This window comes from Nonlabens sp. Asnod3-A02 (assembly GCF_045063755.1).
Lineage (GTDB): Bacteria > Bacteroidota > Bacteroidia > Flavobacteriales > Flavobacteriaceae > Nonlabens > Nonlabens xylanidelens.
In genome coordinates this window covers 853,892-874,680 of record NZ_JBEFOC010000008.1, presented here as the reverse complement: position 1 = coordinate 874,680, position 20,789 = coordinate 853,892, and the positions used below count along the sequence as shown (strand labels likewise).

13 protein-coding genes are annotated in these 20,789 nt (G+C 36.2%); 4 read left to right on the top strand and 9 right to left on the bottom strand.

Features of this window, described 5'->3' with window-relative positions:
* Nucleotides 1–6: 6 nt before the first annotated feature.
* Nucleotides 7–2,094, bottom strand: a complete 2,088-nt coding sequence (locus ACJJVN_RS13990; RefSeq protein WP_405378860.1) for a T9SS type B sorting domain-containing protein — start codon at nucleotides 2,092–2,094, stop codon at nucleotides 7–9.
* Between the two features lie 16 nt (nucleotides 2,095–2,110).
* Nucleotides 2,111–3,175 carry an aminotransferase class V-fold PLP-dependent enzyme gene (locus ACJJVN_RS13985; protein WP_405378857.1) on the bottom strand — a complete coding sequence of 355 codons (1,065 nt, stop codon included), beginning with the start codon at nucleotides 3,173–3,175 and terminating at the stop codon, nucleotides 2,111–2,113.
* 44 nt (nucleotides 3,176–3,219) lie between these two features.
* Here ACJJVN_RS13985 and ACJJVN_RS13980 point away from each other — a divergent pair, with 44 nt between their 5' ends.
* Together ACJJVN_RS13980 and fabD are read left to right on the top strand one after the other, a co-directional pair.
* Nucleotides 3,220–4,143: a dihydrofolate reductase gene (locus ACJJVN_RS13980; RefSeq protein ID WP_405369915.1), complete on the top strand. Its 924-nt coding sequence runs from the start codon at nucleotides 3,220–3,222 to the stop codon at nucleotides 4,141–4,143.
* 161 nt (nucleotides 4,144–4,304) lie between these two features.
* Nucleotides 4,305–5,192, top strand: coding sequence for an ACP S-malonyltransferase (fabD, locus tag ACJJVN_RS13975; RefSeq protein ID WP_405378854.1), 888 nt, complete (start codon nucleotides 4,305–4,307; stop codon nucleotides 5,190–5,192).
* Nucleotides 5,193–5,299: 107 nt separating this feature from the next.
* Here the strand turns inward: fabD and ACJJVN_RS13970 are convergent, their stop codons facing one another.
* The 4 genes from ACJJVN_RS13970 to ACJJVN_RS13955 all read right to left on the bottom strand — a co-directional run bounded on the left by ACJJVN_RS13970 (nucleotide 5,300) and on the right by ACJJVN_RS13955 (nucleotide 10,386).
* A complete protein-coding gene (locus ACJJVN_RS13970; protein ID WP_405378852.1) occupies nucleotides 5,300–5,860 on the bottom strand; it encodes a hypothetical protein in 561 nt (186 codons plus the stop codon).
* 7 nt (nucleotides 5,861–5,867) lie between these two features.
* Nucleotides 5,868–6,179: a hypothetical protein gene (locus ACJJVN_RS13965; protein WP_405378849.1), complete on the bottom strand. Its 312-nt coding sequence runs from the start codon at nucleotides 6,177–6,179 to the stop codon at nucleotides 5,868–5,870.
* Between the two features lie 172 nt (nucleotides 6,180–6,351).
* Entirely contained in the window at nucleotides 6,352–7,638 is a 1,287-nt protein-coding gene (odhB, locus tag ACJJVN_RS13960) for a 2-oxoglutarate dehydrogenase complex dihydrolipoyllysine-residue succinyltransferase (RefSeq protein ID WP_405378846.1), read from the bottom strand.
* Nucleotides 7,639–7,641: 3 nt separating this feature from the next.
* On the bottom strand, nucleotides 7,642–10,386 hold the full coding sequence (locus ACJJVN_RS13955) for a 2-oxoglutarate dehydrogenase E1 component (RefSeq protein ID WP_405378843.1): 2,745 nt from the start codon (nucleotides 10,384–10,386) through the stop codon (nucleotides 7,642–7,644).
* A gap of 115 nt (nucleotides 10,387–10,501) precedes the next feature.
* On the opposite strand from ACJJVN_RS13955, the gene ACJJVN_RS13950 reads away from it, so the two are divergent.
* Nucleotides 10,502–11,041, top strand: coding sequence for an alpha-ketoglutarate decarboxylase (locus ACJJVN_RS13950; protein WP_405378840.1), 540 nt, complete (start codon nucleotides 10,502–10,504; stop codon nucleotides 11,039–11,041).
* A gap of 25 nt (nucleotides 11,042–11,066) precedes the next feature.
* Here the strand turns inward: ACJJVN_RS13950 and ACJJVN_RS13945 are convergent, their stop codons facing one another.
* On the bottom strand, nucleotides 11,067–11,372 hold the full coding sequence (locus ACJJVN_RS13945; RefSeq protein WP_104514458.1) for a hypothetical protein: 306 nt from the start codon (nucleotides 11,370–11,372) through the stop codon (nucleotides 11,067–11,069).
* A gap of 206 nt (nucleotides 11,373–11,578) precedes the next feature.
* Here ACJJVN_RS13945 and ACJJVN_RS13940 point away from each other — a divergent pair, with 206 nt between their 5' ends.
* Entirely contained in the window at nucleotides 11,579–14,035 is a 2,457-nt protein-coding gene (locus ACJJVN_RS13940) for a ligase-associated DNA damage response DEXH box helicase (RefSeq protein WP_104514457.1), read from the top strand.
* Nucleotides 14,036–14,038: 3 nt separating this feature from the next.
* Here ACJJVN_RS13940 and ACJJVN_RS13935 read toward each other — a convergent pair whose 3' ends face one another.
* Nucleotides 14,039–19,543 carry an AAA domain-containing protein gene (locus ACJJVN_RS13935; RefSeq protein ID WP_405378837.1) on the bottom strand — a complete coding sequence of 1,835 codons (5,505 nt, stop codon included), beginning with the start codon at nucleotides 19,541–19,543 and terminating at the stop codon, nucleotides 14,039–14,041.
* On the bottom strand, nucleotides 19,536–20,777 hold the full coding sequence (locus tag ACJJVN_RS13930; protein ID WP_405378834.1) for a M48 family metalloprotease: 1,242 nt from the start codon (nucleotides 20,775–20,777) through the stop codon (nucleotides 19,536–19,538). Before ACJJVN_RS13930 ends, ACJJVN_RS13935 begins: the two co-directional genes overlap by 8 nt.
* Between the last annotated feature and the right edge of the window lie 12 nt (nucleotides 20,778–20,789).

Below are 20,789 nucleotides of genomic sequence, written 5' to 3'. Positions count from 1 at the left end.
GTTATCTTATCTTTTCAAAGCAAAATAACCTTTAACCAATGGCTTATTGGGTATTTGTAAAGTAAACCAGTAAGTGCTAGCAGGTAACGGTGTATTTAAATAAGTACCGTCCCATCCTGGACCTAGCGGTGCCATTTGATGTAGCAACTTGCCATAACGGTCATAAATAAAAATTACCGCTTCTGGCGAGGTAGTGATACCGTCTAATGTCCAATAATCATGAAAACCATCATTATTAGGTGTAAAGAAACGTTGATAATCTAATACCACAAATTCTTGAGTTAGCGTACCACAACCATTTTTATCGCGTATTCTAACTGTATGAAACCCTTTGTAGAGCCCAGAAAAGAAATTAGAGTCTTGAAAAGCGCCATTATCTACAGAAAATTCATAATCTCCAGGGCCTGAAACGATAAATTGTGCTGTATTATCTCCGTTTCTAAAATCTTGTGTAATGATATCATCTATCACAGCTATATCAGACGGTAAAGCGGTTATGGTTAATGAATTTTGACAACCAAAATTATTAGTCACTGTAACTGTATAATCTCCAGGTTGATCTATCTCGATACTATTTAAAGTAGCACCCATCTCTCCGGTACTCCACTCATAAAGATCAAAGCCTGTCTCCACACTTATTCTCGTTGAATTAACAGCATCTACACAAACAATAATATCATCTTGGGCTGCAAGTACTGGTCTAGGATTAATGGTTATATCAAATTCTACGTCTGCAAAGCACAAGGTTCTCGTTTCTGTAACTCGTCCATAAATACGTTGCGGATTTTGAGTTGTGGTATACGTATTACCTAATGCACTTTGCTCCTGACTACGGTCAGCAGGTGTCGCATAAAATCGTACCTGATGTAAAGCTGGGTCTAGACCATTTAAAATATCAGTATTTTGACTACTTAAGGTGACATTTAAAAAACCATCAAAATCGTCATCACACAATACAAGATCGTTAGGCGTAGCGATCAATGGTGGGTTTGCAACAAAAAGAGAAGTGTTTAAAATGTATTCACACGCTAGTCCTGTTGGGTCTATTACTTTAATAAAGTAAAACTCTTCGGTAGTAGTGGCAGTAAATGTAGAGCCTTGTGGATTGGTATCGCTACTAGCATCTGCAGTAGTAAGATGGTAAGTAATATTAAAATTGGCACTATTAGGAACTAGTGTATCGATTACCGTATTGTAATCAAAAATTTCTGTAGCATTATCAGAACATATAATAAAAGGATCTACATCTGTCGCCACGTTAGTATCGTCTACCTCTACAGTAAACTGTGTAAAATCGGTACAGTTAGAATCATTTCTTATAACACGCACAAATATCTCCTGCGGATTTGAAACATTAGTATAGGGAAAAGTAAGTGCGTTAATACCTATGTTAGCATCATTAAGTGATTCATGATAGGTCACTGTTGTATTAGCTTGCCCAAGAAGGACATCTGCATCGAGTGGTGTGAAATCAAATTCTCTAAAACCATCTTGTACTCCTAGATTATCACAAACATCTAGATCTGCAACAACGTTTGCCGTAGGTGATGGTGGTAATGTAGCACTACCGCTAGTAGATAGTGAAAAACCACCATTACCTACTGCTAGACCTATAACTATATAATATACATCTCCTGCCGTAACGGTTATTTCTTGTAAAAAACCGTTACCATTAGGCCCAGGACCTTCAGTTAAATCCACCTCTGTGTCATTAAGACCTGTATCACCTGTAACGCCAGCATCAGATGGATTAGTACTAGAGCAACGTATGGCAGGCCCTAGATTATCACAATTTATTACCGGTCCAAAAACCGCAAAATCATAATCGGCCTGAGGAGTGTCTGGTGTTAATGCAAAACTAAAAGTTCCTGTAGTCTCTATTTCTACCCTAAACCAGGCTTGATCTGTCTGAAAATTGAAACAACTCGGCACTGGGTTACCGAATTGTGCAAACTCGTTTCTACCTATACCTGATGGAATTATTCCTAGATCTGTATCACCACAAAGTAAAATGGCATCAATACAGTCATTAGGATTTTGAGAAAAACCGAATTGTGAAAATAAAATTAGGCAAAGTACAAGGAACTTTTTCATAAATGTGATCATAGCACTACAAATCTAAGACTTCCAACAACTTAATCAAGTCCTCTTCTGTATTAAAATAAGAGAAACTTATTCTAAGCCCATCGCCTCGCAAGGAGGTAATAATGTTATGGTCTAGTAACTTTTCATATAGTTCTTGATCTCCTTTTATATTAAAAATAGAAGAATGATCTTTTCTACCACAAACGACGGTAGAAAGTAATCCTCTTTCTTGAAAAGCTAGTTTTGCCTTAAGCGCCAGTTCCTTTATAGGTTCACTAATTGTTTTCCACCCCAATTCATGTGCTTTAATAATAGCTTGTTGCAGCGTCCCAAAAGCCATCATATCTTGGTGACCAGGTTCAAAAGTGCTTATAAAATTTACGTTAGATTTTATACCGCTGTTTGCATTACCATCTAACCTTTCTATAGGGAAAATAGATTCTTGCACTTCTTCTTTTACGCATATAAAACCATTTCCATCTCCTGCGTGCAACCATTTATAACAGGACGCGATGATGATGTCTATTCCGCTTTCGCGAAAGCGGAATTCTTCAAAACCTGCATACTGAGTAAAATCTGCAATGAGAGTTATCTTAGGAAATCGTTTTTTTAGATCGTTCAAGAAATCTAAGTCCATCTTAATACCAGATATGTATTGAACCATAGAAAAACAGAAGAAATCTGGCTGCTCCTTCTCACAAACTGAAATAATATTTTGCTCCATTTGCTCATCAATAACCACATAATGTGTTTTAAACCCTCGAGCGTCTACAGGATTATTAACTGATGGATAGTCATCTTTTAAAAGTAAAAAACTACTTGCAGAGTCAAAACCGTTAATTAAGGTATTAAAAGCGGTAGAAAAATTAGGAATCACTGCCGTAAAATCAGGATCGGCGTCCATAAAATTGGCTACCGTATTTCTTACTTCTTCTATAAACACATGGCGATTATTAGTAAAAAGAGAAGCCTGGTCTCGCATTTTTAAATCTAGAGAAGCGCGATAGTCCACTATATCTTGAGACAGTAAGCCATGGTTTGCCGTATTGAGATAAGTGTATTCTTTAAGAATAGGAAATTGATCGATCATTTTATACAATTGCTAAGAACGTCTATGTGGATAATAGCGTAAATTTGAGTATAAAAATAACTAGAATGTTCGGTAGAAAGAAAAAAGATATACCTGGAATTGATTTAGAGCAAAAAGAAATGATTGAGAATGCGCAAAAACGCATTAAGCAAAAGCGTGGTCTCTTTACTCATTTTATTGTTTTTCTAGTAGGTGCGGTAGGACTAATTATAATTAGTCAAGTGCTTATGAAAGTAGAACCTATACGCATTCTAGATATAGAATGGTGGATATGGGTAATTTTTGCATGGTTGCTCTTACTTTGTTACCACGCTTTCAATGTGTTTATTACTAAAAGGCTGCTAGGTCCTGAATGGGAAAAGAGACAATATGCAAAACTGGTACAGAAACAAAAAGAACGCATCACACAATTAGAAAAGAAAGTACAAAAGGAATACGTAGCTCCTAAAACCACGTTATCTATAGATAATCCAAATGCTAATCGCAAAATTACTATGATCGCTGCTGCAGGAATGAATAATGAGTTGGGTAAAGATGGCGATCTCGTATGGCATTTACCAGATGATTTTAAAAGATTTAAATCACTTACCACAGGACATCACATCATTATGGGACGTAAAACTTTTGAAAGTTTTCCTAAACCGTTACCTAACCGTACCCATGTAATACTAACTAGAGATAAAAATTACAGAGCAGATGGCGGTATAGTCGTTCATGATATGGAAACAGCTCTTGCAACTACGACTGGTGATAACAACCCTTTTATTATAGGTGGTGGTGAGATTTATAAATTAGCCATGTCTATGTCTAATGAGATAGAGCTAACGAGGGTTCACGGCACATTTGACGTAGACACGTATTTCCCAGAAATAGATACTACAAAATGGGAGATAAAAACATCACTACACCATCCTGCAGATGAGAAGCATGCTTATAGTTTTGATTATGAAACTTGGGTGAGGAAGTAGATTCTAGCAGTATACTCTATACAAAAACCGAAACCTTTTCCCTAACCCTAAAGGGTAGGTTTCTATTATAGAATTACATTAGTTTCTGCACCCTTTAGGGCTGGGGAACGGAAACTAGACAACAAAACATTATTTTTGCCTTTTCAATAAACAAACATAAAATGAAAGCATACGTTTTTCCAGGTCAAGGAGCTCAATTCACAGGAATGGGTAAAGACTTATACGATACTTATCCAGCAGCAAAAGAATTATTCTTAAAAGCAGATGAAATTCTAGGTTTTGAGATTTCAAAAATCATGTTTGAAGGAACGGCTGAAGAATTAAAAGAGACTAAAGTTACCCAACCGGCTATATTCATACACTCTGTTGTTCTTGCAAAAATGATGGGTGCTGATTTTGCACCAGATATGGTGGCAGGTCATTCTCTAGGAGAATTAAGTGCGCTTACCGCAGCAGGTGCATTAACCTTTGAAGATGGGTTAAAAATAGTTTCAAAACGCGCACTTGCCATGCAAGCAGCTTGTGAGCACCAGGCTAGTACTATGGCGGCCATTATAGGTATGGCAGACGAAGACGTGGAGAAAGTTTGTAAAGATGTAGAAGGTGTTGTAGTAGCAGCAAATTATAACTGTCCTGGACAGTTAGTGATTTCAGGAGCTATCCCTGCAGTAGAAAAAGCTTGCGAAATCTTAAAAGAAAAAGGAGCAAAAAGAGCTTTAATTTTACCAGTAGGTGGTGCTTTTCACTCTCCTTTAATGGAACCAGCTAGAGAAGAACTTGCTAAAGCGATAGAAAGTACCGAATTTGAAAAACCTATGTGTCCTATTTATCAAAATGTATCGACATTTGCGGTAGAAAATACAGATGATATTAAAACCAATCTTATCTACCAGCTTACTGCACCTGTAAAATGGACACAGTCTATTCAAGAGATGATTAAAGACGGCGCTACAGAATTTATAGAAGTAGGTCCAGGAAAAGCATTACAAGGCTTGATTAAAAAAATAGATCGCTCTACCACAGTAAGTCAAGGTAGTGTTGCCGAGTAAGAAGTTAGATTATAGAGAATAAAGTTTATTGCATTCTCAGAAAAAAAACCACCCATGAAAAACTACGTTTTCATGGGTGGTTTTTTTATTTCAAATAATATTTAAAATTACTCGTATCCTAGTGGAGGATCTGTAATCATTGCTTGTCTTTGAAAATCATCACCTACTCTTTTGTATAAATAAACAGTAATGAAAGATGACATATGCGTAGTTTTAATTATAGCGTAATTATCTAAAAACAAGATGGCATTTATAGTATAAATTAAATTTGTTTTGTCATTCTTCTTAACGAGATTACAATCTAATGGATCGCAAAAAACAACATTTTTAACGATAACCTTATTTTGATCAAAACGATCACTTTTAAAGTCTGTATTAGTAGATTTCCAATTTTTGGCCTCAAGAATACTTGCAGGCAAAGAAATTGCTATTTCATTATTTGCAGTATTTAATAATCTCGATAACAACTCATCTTCAATATTTTTGCTAGATTGATTTAAATCATGATAAATATTAATCGGTATTAAAGTGTTTTGACTGTGGTTATTTTTTGATTTAAAAATCGCATTGATCAATCGATAAACCTCACTATCGTATGAGGCTGATGTTTGTGTTTGTGTTTCACAGTTAAATACAAACAGCAAAAAAGTAAAAAGAATCGTTTTCATTTAACAATCATTTGGTATTATTCCCAATAATGGAAATTGTTGATTTGGTGAAAAAAATTTGAGATTCAACGGCATTTCTAGTATTTGAATCATTTTGAAAATTAAAGTCAAGATCTTGAAAGGCTGTACTAGCTTTCATCCCACCAGACCAAGCCATTCTAGTATATTCAATACTACTCACACTAGGGTCATTATGCCATTGTTCTAATGAATTTCCAATAGCTTCGACAAAGGCATTGGCCATCAACAAATGTTGAGGATCACCAAAATTGAGTCCAGAAAATATTTGCGCAAATAATTCATCAATCGCTCTACCCATATCTCCACCTGGTTGGTTTACTAGTTGATATTCATTTTACATACATAAAAGGGGATGAAATATTTTCAATCCCCAATTAATGAATAATAAAAATAAGCATAAAAAAATACCAAGCCATTTCTAGCTTGGTATTTCATATATGCAAATCAATAATTATTAATTAAAAAAGGAATTAAAGTTCTAACGCCTTCTTCACATCATTATCCATTAAGATCTCGATAGGATTTTCTAGCGCTTCTTTAATAGCTACTAAGAAACCTACAGACTCTTTACCATCGATAATACGGTGGTCATAAGAAACAGCTAGATACATCATAGGACGTGCAACGATGTTACCATCTACTACTACTGGACGCTCTATAATGTTGTGCATTCCTAAAATTGCACTCTGTGGTGGGTTGATAATAGGTGTACTCATCATACTACCGAAAACACCTCCGTTAGTAATCGTAAACGTACCACCAGTCATCTCATCAATAGTGATGTTTCCATCTCTCGCTCTTAATGCAAGTCTTTTTACTTCTTGTTCTACACCTCTAAAAGAAAGATTTTCTGCATTTCTAATTACAGGAACCATTAATCCTTTAGGACCAGAAACTGCGATAGAAATATCTGCAAAATCATAAGAAACCATCTCTTTCCCATCGATCATAGAATTAACCGCTGGATACATTTCTAGCGCTCTAGTTACCGCTTTAGTAAAGAAAGACATAAATCCTAATCCTACACCGTGTTTAGACTTAAACGCTTCCTTATGATCTTTACGTAAATCAAAGATAGGTTTCATGTCAACTTCATTAAAAGTAGTCAACATTGCAGTTTCATTCTTAACACTTACTAGACGCTCTGCTACTTTTCTACGCAACATAGAAAGCTTAGAACGTGACTCTCCACGAGATCCATTTCCTGGTGTACCCATAGAAGGTTTTGCATTTACCGCATCGTTTTTAGTAATACGACCATCACGACCGCTACCAGAAACAGACTTAGTATCTACACCTTTTTCATCAAGAATTTTCTTAGCCGCAGGACTTGCAGTACCGCTAGCATATGTTTCTTTAGCTTGAGTAGGTTGTGGAGCTTTAGAAGATGCGGTCTTGCTGTTATCAGCATTATCCTTTTGCATCTCTTTGGCTACATCTCCATTATTTCCTCCTTCATCGCCACCTCCCATAGAAGACGGTGCGTTATCCACATCTTTAGAACCACCATTAGGGTTTGTTGCTTCTGTATCAATATGACACACAACAGCACCTACGGCAACAGCATCACCTTCTTCAGCCTTTAGGGTGATAATACCACTAGCTTCAGCTGGTAATTCTAGGGTAGCTTTATCGCTATCTACCTCTGCTATGGCTTGGTCTTTTTCAACCCAGTCACCATCGGCAACTAACCATTCTGCTATTTCTACTTCTGTAATCGACTCGCCTGGTGAAGGCACTTTCATTTCTAGAGCCATAATTTATTTATTGGTATTAAATACATCTTCTATTATTCTTGCCTGTCTTCTTTTAGATCTAGTAGAACTACCAGAAGCAGGAGCTGCGTACATATTTCTTGAGCACACTCTCCATGATCTAGTCTCTGGCATGTGTAGCATTAAGTGGGAATATGCTCCCATATTTCTAGGTTCTTCTTGTGCCCAAACGACATCTTTAGAACCGTATTTTTTAATAACTTCTTGCATTTGATCTACTGGTAGTGGGAACAATTGTTCTAGTCTTACCAGCGCCACATCGGTACGGTTATTTTCTTCTCTATATTCTAATAGATCATAATAGAATTTACCAGAAGTGAATACTAATGTTTCCGCTTTCGCGAAAGCGTCACCATCAACATCTATAACTTCTTGAAAATGCCCGTTCTCAAATTCAGACACCGTGCTTACCGCTTTAGGATAACGCAACAAAGATTTAGGAGTAAAAACAACAAGAGGCTTGCGGTAATTCACTTTCATCTGGCGGCGCAATAGGTGGAAAATGTTTGCTGGCGTTGTACAGTTTGCCATAAACATATTATCCTTTGCACAAAGCTGTAAATAACGTTCTATACGTGCACTAGAGTGCTCTGCTCCCTGACCTTCATAACCGTGTGGCAATAATTTTACCAAACCGTTTTGATTTTTCCATTTATCTTCTCCAGCACTTATGTACTGGTCCATCATAATTTGTGCACCATTTGAAAAATCACCAAATTGTGCTTCCCAAATCGTTAGTGTTTTAGGTCGTGCCAGCGCATAACCGTATTCAAAACCTACCACACCATATTCAGATAGGTGTGAGTTATAGATATACATTTGTCCTTTTACATCAAGATTGTTGTGCAAAATAAACTCATGCTCATTATTCTCTGATTTCACCACTGCGTGACGGTGAGAAAAAGTACCTCTTTCTACATCCTGACCACTCATTCTTACATTAAAACCTTCTTGCATTAAAGAACCATAAGCTAGATGTTCTCCCATAGCCCAGTCCAGTCGGTCTTCGTCAAACATTTTCTGACGTGTTTCGACAATCTTCTTTATTTTTCTAATGAAGTTGCGATCTTCTGGCAGCTTAGAAATAGTCGCAGTTATTTCTTCTAGAATTTTGCGATCTACACCAGTTTCTACCTGTTGCATCATTTCCACTTCCGTCGCTTGTTCAAAACCATTCCACTCATCTTGCATGAATGGTGTGATGATGGTATTTTCCATCTGGCGAGAAGTAGCAAGTTCTTCTTCTAGACGTTCTTTATATTGCTTTTCTAATTCTTTTACTTTAGAATTATTTATAATTCCTTCTTTAAGTAATCTGTCTGCATAAATATCACGTGGATTTTTATGCTTTCCTATCGCTTTATATAATTGTGGTTGTGTAAAACGAGGCTCATCACCTTCATTATGACCATATTTTCTATAACCTAATAAATCGATAAATACATCACGACCAAATTCCATACGGTAATCTAGTGCAAAATTCATCGCATGAACTACTGCCTCAGCGTCGTCTGCATTTACATGCAATACCGGAGAAAGAGTCACTTTTGCAATATCTGTACAATAGGTACTAGATCTTGCGTCTAGGTAATTTGTTGTAAAACCTACTTGGTTATTAACTACTAGGTGAATAGTACCTGCAGTTTTATAAGCGTCTAGTTGTGCCATTTGCACTACTTCATACACGATTCCCTGACCAGCAATTGCTGCATCACCATGTAGTACAATAGGTAACACCTTAGAAAAATTCTCAGGCGTGTGCATATCTTGTTTTGCACGTGTAATACCTTCTACTACCGCACCTACTGTTTCTAGGTGAGATGGATTAGGTACGATATTAATGTTGATATCGTTACCATTATCGGTTTTTCTTTTACTTGTATATCCTAGGTGATACTTTACATCACCATCAAAAATATCTTGCTCGTAGTCTTTACCGTCAAATTCTGAAAAGATATCCTTTACAGGCTTTCCAAAAATGTTAGTCAACACATTTAAACGACCACGGTGAGCCATTCCTAAAACAAATTGATCCACACCTTTATCTGCTGCGTTTTCTATCAACGCATCTAGTGCAGGAATTAAAGACTCGTTTCCTTCTAGAGAAAAACGTTTCTGTCCTACATATTTAGTATGAAGAAATGATTCAAAAGAAACAGCTTCATTAAGTTTCTTTAAAATCTGTATTTTCTCTTCCTTATTAAAAGTAGGATGGTTATCATTTTTGTGCAACCAGTTTTGTATCCACTTCACCTCATCTGGCTTACGTATATACATGTATTCTACACCTATACTCTCGCAATAGATTTTAGTTAAATGAGCGACTATGTTCCTAAGAGTAGTTTTACCTACGCCTATTAACTCGCCAGAATCAAAAACGGTATCTAGATCACTATCAGAAAGACCGAAGTTGACCAGATCTAGTTTAGGTTCATAATTACGTCTATCTCTTACAGGATTTGTTTTAGTAAACAAATGACCTCTTGTACGATAGGCATCAATTAATTTAACTACTTGAAATTCTTTTTGCACATTTTCAGGCACCGCAACCGGTGTTCCTGAGTGCTCTACTATAAGATCACCCTCGTGGGCGCTCTCCATACCAAAGTCAAATCCTTGAAAAAAAGCACGCCATGACGGCTCTACTTGATCAGGATTAATTAAATATTCGTCGTAAAGTTGTGCGAACTGAGCAGTGTGAGCTGCATTGAGAAATGAAAACTTGTCCATATATGGAAGGAAATTTATCCTTTTTATCAATTGTTATGGCAAAAATAAAGAAATACGTTGTCATGGCATAAGGTTTTGTATATTTATAACACTACAATTTGTTAATCATTCTATCATGAAAACCTATTATTTTAAAAACATTATCATATTATCATTATTCGGTCTATTTTCTTGCATTTCTTTCAGTCAGAATCAAAATGAATCCGAATTTTGGAAAAAAGTCCGATTTGGAGGAAATGTAGGCGCAAACTTTGGAAATAGCTACACATCTATATTAATCGCACCACAAGCCATTTATCAGGTAAATCAGTTTGTTGGTCTAGGTGCTGGTCTCAATTATAGCTATTCAGAATTTGATCCTAATAGTAATTCTAGCGTACAAGGTTATAAATCTAACATTGCTGGTGGTAGTTTAATAGCTATTGCGCAACCGCTAGATTTTCTCCAAGTTAGTGGAGATTTTGAATATTTACATGTGAATAGAAACTTTGATAATCCTGCTTTTGATGACACCTACTGGGTGCCTGCCTTATTTTTAGGCGCAGGATATCAACAAGGTAATTTTGTAATAGGCGCTCGATATGATGTCCTATATAATGATCGTAAAAGTGTGTATCAAAATGGCATACAACCATTTGTTAGGGTGCTGTTTTAATGAATTGTTTTATAATTATACGGAGTTACTGCCTCAATCTAAATTGAATTTTACTCCATTCTCTCATAATGAAACCTAGAATAATACCTTGTTCTAGGTTTTTTTCTTGCACATCTGCCAGGTAATATAACTGTTGCAATTTAGGATCACTATCTTCTATTGCCTCGTTTAATAAAGAAACTAGAGCATCTAGAAATTCCTTAGGTTCATTAATTTCTATAGACTCATAACCAGATCGCTGTAAATCTTTATTTACCTGACTCTTGTACACCATAAAAACATGATGCCTATCTTCTAATTTATCTTGTAAAATGGTAAGCTTTTCTGACATATGTTGACTTTAAAGATTCAAATTTAATAGGTTACTAACACAAGTCCATTATTTTATTTCTTATTCTTGATTTATAATTTGTTTACGCTTTCGCGAAAGCGAGAAATAACAAAATCCATCTCAAGATCTCTACTGGACCTTCAAGACACTTAAAAGAAGCAAATAGACCGACTAACTAAAAGACTTCCAGCAACGCAGAAAGTTTCATGACAAAAAAAGAATTACTCCATATCGCCGAATCCTATTTTGAGACCCAAGGCTGGAAAGCTTTTCCGTTTCAAAAACAGACTTGGGATGCTTTTCTATCTGGTAAAAACGGACTGCTCAACGCACCTACTGGTAGTGGTAAAACATACGCACTTTGGGTAGGAATAGTTCTTAGTTATATTAAATCAAACCCAGATTATAAAACCAAAAATAAAAAAGGGTTAAAAGCGATCTGGATCACACCTTTAAGATCGCTATCTCAAGAAATAGCACAAACTTCGCAAAAATTTGTGGACGGTATAGGCTTACCATTTACGGTAGGAATAAGGTCTGGTGACACCACCACAAAAGAAAGGGCTGCGCAAAAAAAAGCCATGCCCGATTTATTAATTACCACCCCAGAGAGCTTGCATTTATTGCTTGCCACTAAGGATCATGTAAATGTATTTAAAGATTGTAACGCCATTATTATTGATGAATGGCACGAACTACTAGGCACCAAACGTGGTGTACAAATGGAACTGGGCCTCTCTAGACTCTCAGGAATTAACAAAAACCTGCGCATATGGGGAATTAGTGCAACAATAGGAAATCTAGAACAAGCTAGACAGGTTTTATTAGGAGTGGATTCTTACCGCTATGACAATAGTGTACTCATCAAAGCAAATCTTAAAAAAGAAATAGAAGTACGCTCCATCATTCCAGAAACGATGGAGAAATTTCCATGGCGTGGTCATTTAGGATTGCATCTCCTTGAAGATGTTGTAAAGATTATCAACGAAAGTAAATCAACACTGATTTTTACTAATACCAGAGCGCAATGTGAATTGTGGTTTCAGGCATTAATGCATAAACATCCAGAATTTGCTGGTGAGGTAGCTATGCATCATGGATCCATCAATAAAGAAACACGTATTTGGGTAGAAAATGCTATTAGAAACGAGTCTCTAAAAGCTTGTATTTGCACCTCTTCACTAGATTTAGGAGTTGATTTTGCGCCTGTGGAAACCATCATTCAAGTAGGAAGTCCCAAAGGGGTAGCTCGTTTTTTACAACGCGCAGGAAGATCTGGTCACCGACCTGGAGTAACGTCGGTTATTTACTTTTTACCTACACATGCGTTAGAACTTATAGAAGCGAGCGCTTTACAGGTGGCCGTTAAAACCCAAGCTGTTGAGGACAGACTGCCTTATCTAAATTGTTATGATGTACTTATTCAATATTTATGCACGCTAGCCGTTTCTGGAGGTTTTTATCCTGATCATATATATCCAGAGGTAAAGGCTACTTTTTGTTATCAAGAACTTACTTATGAAGAATTTGAATGGTGCTTGCACTTTATAGTTTATGGTAGTGCTTCATTAGAATCTTATGATGAGTATAAAAAGGTCTCCATAGATGAGGATGGTCGTTATTTTATAAACGATCGCGGTATCGCCATGCGACATCGTTTACAAATGGGAACCATAGTAACAGGAACTAGTATTACTGTAAAATATGCTACTGGCGGCTACATAGGTTCTATAGAAGAGTATTTTATAAGTCAATTATCACGTGGTGATGTTTTTGTATTTGCCGGTCGTACTCTAGAATTTGTACGTTTAAAGGGAATGGTAGCACAAGTGCGTAATTCTTCAAAGAAAAAAGCAAAGGTTACCAGCTGGATGGGTAGCCGCATGCCATTAACCTCTCAATTAGGTGAATTACTAAGAGAAGAAATGCAGCATTTTCAAAGCGGTAAAAAGAGAACTCCAGAGGTAAAAGCGCTCAAAGACATTATTAATAGACAACAGCAAGAAAGCATTGTACCACAGAATCATGAATTCTTGATAGAAACGTTTAAGACTAGAGAAGGATACCATTCGGTATTTTACCCTTTTGAAGGTCGATTAGTTCACATGGCTATGGCAGGACTCCTGGCTTATCGCATGAGTTTATTACAGCCTATCAGTTTTACGCTAGCTTATAACGATTACGGTTTTGAAATACTAAGTGATCAAGAATTTGATATGCAAAATGTGCTGGACAACAACCTCATCACATCAGACATGATTCTTGAAGATTTAGAAGCCAGTGTCAATGCCACTGAGCTTGCCAAAAGAAAATTTAGAGATATCGCTGTTATTTCTGGATTAGTATTTACCGGCTATCCTAACAAAGCCGTAAAAGTAAAACACCTGCAAAGCAGCAGTCAGTTGCTCTTTGAGGTATTTAGAGATAATGAACCTGATAATTTACTTTACCGTCAGGCATACACAGAAACCTACGAGCAAGAAATTGAAGAATATCGCTTGCGAGAAGCTTTTGAACGTATTGAAAACCAAACGATAGTATGGAAAGCTTGCAAACAACCTACTCCATTTTCATTTCCTATAATTACAGACCGCTTACGCGAAAAGTTATCTAGTGAAAAGCTCGCCGATCGTATTAAGAGAATGCAGATTAAGTGGGAATAAAAACTAAACCGGTCTATACCCCTTACGAGTTTTCACTCCTATTAATCGCATTTCTTCTTTAAGAACTGATACTTGATCTTCAAAGGTTTTTCTATTTTCTTGTGCTTTATTACCTATGCGACCATATCTAGTAATGATATCAAATCCATCCACAGAAATTTCCCAAAACTTGTTACTAGAACCTTCTGAGAATTCATAACGTTTAAAGATTAAATTGCTACTAGATTTTTCTTCTTTTTTAGGTTTCAAATCCTCATCAAGTTCTAATAGATCTTTCTTTTCCTGAGGTTTTGCAGCTGGTAATTCTTCATTTACAGTAGATGAAATCTGCTCTTCAATTGGAGTCTCTAATTCGTTTTCAGATTTGTTCTCAAGTTCATTTTCAAGTTCGAGTTCCGTTTCGAGTTCAAGTTCACCTTCTAACCTTTGCATGATTTTTTCCATCACACGTTCTGGTTGTTCTAACCAGTCTTTGCTATAAACATGTTGCAGTTTCCAGCCGAATGCTCTTAGAACATCTGGTTTCTGACAGTATTGCTCCAAGATATTATCAGTTGCATAATGAGTAGAACGATCTATTAATATAGCAAGTTTGTAAGAAGTCGCCTCGTTTTCGCGCACAGCGATATCACATTTAAAATGAGATTGCCCAACGGCATCGTCTATCGTATAACCTTTGGCTTCCAGCTTTTCTTTCAACTGATTAATAATAGGCAGACGTTTGGTTTTCTCTGCTTCATCTTCATGAGCATGTAAACTATCGAGAACAGAATTGGCCGCCATTAACTGACCATCAGATGTATGTTTTGCATACTTCAAGAACTTCTTAAAGTAATTTGCTCCTTCATTATAATCGTTCTTGATATTTTCTGCCTGAATAGAAGAAACGATCATCATATTTTGCTTTGCTCTTGAAAAGATAACATTAAGCCTCTTCTCACCACCGCGTCTATTAATAGGTCCAAAGTTCATAAACATCTTGCCCTGATTATTAAACCCATAACAAATACTCATGATAATTATATCACGCTCATCACCCTGAACATTTTCTAGATTTTTGACAAATAAACCTATGAATTGATCTTCTTCTGTACGCTGGTATTCTTCTTCTAATTGTATACCGAATTGAGGATCTTCTAACGCTAGTTTATCGAGAGCACTCTCTATCTCACTTTGTTGATCCATAGAAAAAGCTACAATACCTATACTTTTTTTAATGTCATTCATTAAGAAAGTACGTACCAAGTTTGCGATATAAGCAGCCTCATCTTTATTAGTACGTTTATGGTAAATAGCATTTTCCATATAATGATAACTGATGCTGCGGCTCAAAACATCTTTATAATCGATTTCTTGATCTGGATCTATTATAGGAGCTAGTGGCTCAATACCAGCATTAGGTATGCGACTGTCTGGTATAGTAAGTAGGTTTCTTTTATAGAATGCGGCATTACTAAAACTTATTAAACTCTCTCGACGGCTGCGGTAATGCCAGCCTAACATTACAGAACTCAATTTACGAGCCCCTTGATTTAATAAACTATCTGCATCGAGACTTATACCTATTTTTTCTTCTGTTTCTTCTTCGTCTTCTTCTTGATCGGTAACATTTGCACTGAAAAAGTTAGTAGGCGGCATTTGCATTTCATCTCCTACGATTATAGTTTGATGAGTTCTGAAAAGTGAAGGAACACCTTCTTCTACCGTTATTTGAGATGCCTCGTCATAAATAACCACATCAAAAATAGATGTATCAATAGGCATAGAATCACTAACACTAAGCGGACTCATCAACCACACTGGTTTAAGTGTAGTCATAATATCTTGCGCCTCGCCTGTGGCTAGTTCACGTATAGATTTATAACGCATGCTCTTACCGAATTCATTTTCCAGAATCCTGCGCGATGCATTGTATTCCTTTTTAAGAACTTTCTCTTCTTCTGTTAACTGTGCAGCCACAGACTCTGTAATACGCACTTTATTTAAGAATTTATCTCTAATCTTAGAACGTATAAATGCGACATTAGAATCGTAATAACTATCTAATAGCGAGCTTATTTTACGCACAGAATTTCCTAAACCGTCTTCACTAGATTGAGAAAACACAGGATCCTTTTCATAAACCTCCTTTACAGATTTATAAGCGGTGTGAAAAGCAATATCATCTGTTTGCCAGTCTCTGGTGCGTAGATTCTGTTGCATCTCTGGACTCAACCCATGAAGTTGCTCTATATAAGGAGCAAATAAACCTAGGGTATGTACAGCGGCTCTTCCACGCTGCAATTGGTCTTCAATTTGTACTAGTGTTTGTGCTCCATGATTAGAGAACAGACCTTCTAAATGACCATACAACTCATCAAATTGAGATTTAAAACTTAATAAGGAACGTACATAAGAAGTATGATCTCTAGTCGTCCATGCTTTGATAATATGATCTGGATTATCTTGCTGCTCTTGAATCCAATGATAATCTGTTACAAAATTAGTAAGACCAAATCTTTGTGCTGCCTCTTCTCGCTGCTCCTCTAACTGCTCTAACGCTTCATATTCTTCATTAAGCGATTTAAGAACATTGCTTATTTCTGGTTTTATCTGGTGGGCATTAAAATTATAAGAAGCTTTTACCTGTCCTTTTAATTTATACCAGCCCGGATTTAGAAATTTAAAGAAACTACCGTCTAGCTTCTCCCATTTTTGGAGAGCTGTTTTTGCATCTGTATCATCAAATTTTTGAGTCCAGTTTTCATTCTCTTCTGTAAGTCGCTCGTGCAGTCTTCGCTGTTTCTCTAATTTTCTATTCAGGTTATCTAACTCTGACGCGGCGATGGTTTTTTTATCAAAAATACCTAAAGAATCACGCTCTACTATTCTCGCTACTTTCTCTGCAAAATCAAATTCTTGATGCCACGCCTCTATAGATTGTTCTTTTACCTCAACTTCTTGTTGATCTAACAATTCTACCAGGGCATCTAATCCATCTGTTGCTTTTTCTATTTTCTCAAGAACTTCTCCTTTTACATTAGACGCTTGTAATATTTCTACAGCAACACCATTTAAAGCATAGTTTGCAATAGAACTACCGTGATCATTAAGCTTTACTTGCGAGATAAATTCTGTGATCCACGTTTCATTATCTGCCCATTCTTTATAAAAAGGTACATAAATCAACTCTTTATCTGAGAGCATTTCCTTTTCTTGATAATAAGCGATCAATACTTGATATAAATCGTATAAAGGCGGCTCACCATCTCGCATATTTATATGAAACTTTTCTAATTTACCTAGATGTGTTTCTATTTCTTGGATGGTTTTATCTCGCTTTCGCGAAAGCGTGCTCGTATTCATATTCTTTTTCATGAAAGCCTCATACGTATCTTTGAGGTTCATGATAAAAGCTTTTTTATCGGTTTGAGAATCGTGAATTAAGCAACACAACTCATCTAATTTTTTATTTTTTAAACGGTGAAAAACTACATCTAACGCCGCACGCTTTTCACAAACGAAAAGTACTTTTTTATCTCTCGCCACATAGTCGGCTATGAGGTTAGTAATCGTTTGTGATTTACCTGTTCCTGGTGGTCCTTGAATGATGTAATTCTCTCCAGATCGTGCTTTTAAAACCGCTTGCGATTGTGTTGGGTCGGACTGTATAATAGGATACAGCTCTTCTAGACTGGTTTTTTTATAAGCGTCTAGATTAATATTTTTAGGCTGATCGCTGAAGAGCTCATCAAAAACATCATCTTTAATATCTGCTTTTAAGATCTCAGAATAATCACGCACAAGACTCATTTTACGGTATTTAAAATTACCTAGAGTCATGTTGCAAGTATCCACTTCCCACACCAGCGGATTCACCTTTCCATCGTTATCGGTATGGTAAAAACTACGCCTGCGCTCTGCAACAGCAAGATCTGTATAGGGATTAATGTCTTCGTTAATGATGTATTCTAACTGGTTGTGTTTTTTGGCAATTAGATTGTTGAAAATTGCGAGACCTAACGGCTTCACATTTTCAGCGTCATAAGAATAGTCATAACTGCGAGTGCTTAAACCAGAATTACGGTTATTGAGTTTACGCTTTTTAAGTTTAAAGTTGCGTTTTGCAATTTTATGTATGAGCTGTATTTTAGGCTTATCGCGCCATTGTAAATCTATTCCTGTGCCGCCTAAAGCAATCTGGTTTTTTATACTTTGTACCAGCTCTTCTATGCTACTCGTTTCTAGATCTACAAAATCTGGCAAATCTATGTCATAAAGATCCTTGAGGTAATAACTCAAGACAGGATTCACCTCGGCCTCTGTATCATTTACCGTTAATTCATACTTATCTTTTATTCCCTTCTTTTTTGTGATAGAAACTGGCAGTAATAAAAGTGGCGAACTTATACGCTCGTCTGCGCTTTCTTTAAAATTATACCAGTGTAAAAATGCGACTACAACACGCAGTTGGTCAAAACCGTATTCGTTCTTACTCTTGCGCGCTTCTAATCGTATTTTATTAAGTGCTGGAGATAAAAATCTATTTTGATCTATGTCTAGATAACGGTTAAGATTTATCTTTTTCTTGCTTATAAATTGAGTCTCTATATGACTATTCCAAAATATTAAATCTTTCTCATTGATATTTTTATAGTCCAACAACATAGGTACAGAGGACTCTGTAAGGTTTAAAAAACCACCTCGATCATTAAAATAGAGTAATTTATTTCTTCTAGAGATATCAAAGAGTCTGCGTTTTAATTTATCGAGAATATAACTACCACGATCCGACAGATTCAGATTTCTAAAACCTTCTGTATCGGTAAGATCTACATAGTTTTCTGGATTAAAATCACGATAATTTTTAAGCTTTGCTATTATTTCTTCTAGACTAGGCGCACGATCTTCTCTATAAAGCGGTGTCATCTCCCTAATTACATGATGTATAGTAGGGTGCAAGTTTTTATTATAAAAATAAAGTCGCTCTCTGTTTTCTACAAAACGCTCTAACTCTTCTACATCTCTAAAATCTATACCGTAGGCTACACTAGCTAGTATAAAACCTAATGTAAAAATCTCGGTAATAGGATCGTAATGACCGGTTTCAAAATCCCAAGTTTTATAATGCGGTAAGTATACTGGTTTTGAAATAGGAACATCTAGATCTTTATGAATCGCGTCATGATCATAAAGTCTATCACCATAATCATCTGGAGCATCTAATGGGTCGAGAGAACTTACCTCTTTATAATTTACACTTACCTCAACCGCATAACGTTGTTTAGGCTTCTTGAATACTTTATTAGACTGTGTGAAATTTTTTCCTTCAGATTCTGTTACCAGTATGCGACCGTTATAATCAATAGAATCGATAGAATAAATACCTAAAACTAGATTGCGCTCTCTAAGAAAATGTGCTTTTTCTAAAAGTGGTAATACTCTAGCTATAAAATCTGGTGTCGTACTGCCTCCATGTTCTTTAACCTCATCTAGCAGACTGAAAAAACTTGCTTTATAATCACTCATTGTCGTAAATACTGCTATCTGGGTTCTCGGTTACACGGCTCAAATCATTCATAGCCTCTTCCTTTAATTTCTTGAAATCTCTAATAGTCAGTTTTAACTCCTTTCTTAGAATACGCTCGTAATCTTCTTTTAACTCTAATAATTCTGACACCTCCAAAGTATGCGCGAGCGGTAATTTTTCTAGTGCGCTATCTATTCTAGCAAAGTCCAATAAGAGATAACATAAATAACTCTTAGTACTAGGTGTGGTGTGTTTCAGCTTTCGCGAAAGCGAACTCGTATCTATCTTTTCACTTCTATTAAAGTCTGGAAAAAACTGTTGTGCTAGATTCATCACAGCATTAGAATTGATCCATTGAGGCCTTAAAATAAGCTGTATAAAGTCAGATGTTAATGCTCGAGTCTCTTCTTGTTCAAAAATATCTAGGCTATTGATATCCCACTTTCCCTCTATTAACCTGTGTAGTTCTTCTTCATAATCTTTAGAATTGCGTGCTTTTAAATCTAGAGCAATACTGCGCAAGTAGGATTCTGGGTGTGTTTGCTGGTTAGTAGATTCATCTTCCTGACTTATGATTTCTTTGGCCTGGTCTAGGTAACTTTGTGCATTTACGTCTGCCAGCCCTGTATTTAATTTGATGAGCATTTGTATAACCGTGTAGTGTTCTCTACAAGATTTAAAAGCACCTGTATCACAAAAAAGTTCGAGGTACAGTTGAAAAATACGTGCCGTTTCTATGATGCTATCCTCACTACGAGAGTCGTTTGCTAGAGCAAGAACTATACGTTGTGTCACCTCATAATCTCCATCTTCTATTTTAAAGAAAAGGTAGTGCGAGAGCTCGTGAGCTATTAAGGCCTTTAACTGTTTATCATCTAACAACTGTAAAACATTACCAGAAAAAACAATATGCGCTTCTCTCTCAATTACAGAAATACTTGCATTTACTTGTAGACTGTTGTTCTCTTGATAGAAAGTGACTTGTGCATCGATATTTAGGTCTTTACAAATAGCGTCAGATACACGGTATAAATTTGCATGACTATCTAGATCTAGACGGTAGGTGTTTTTAAGCAGATTCTTTTTAAAAGACTCTACTTGTTGTGCTTTAATCTTCTCGTCTTTAAACCATTGCCAGGTTTTCTTGCGACTTTTTAAATGGTCTCTTAGTTTTTTATGGTATGGAAAAGGCTCTAAAAGTGCCTTTTTATCTATTGCAACGTCGTCAGTCATTCAATTATATTA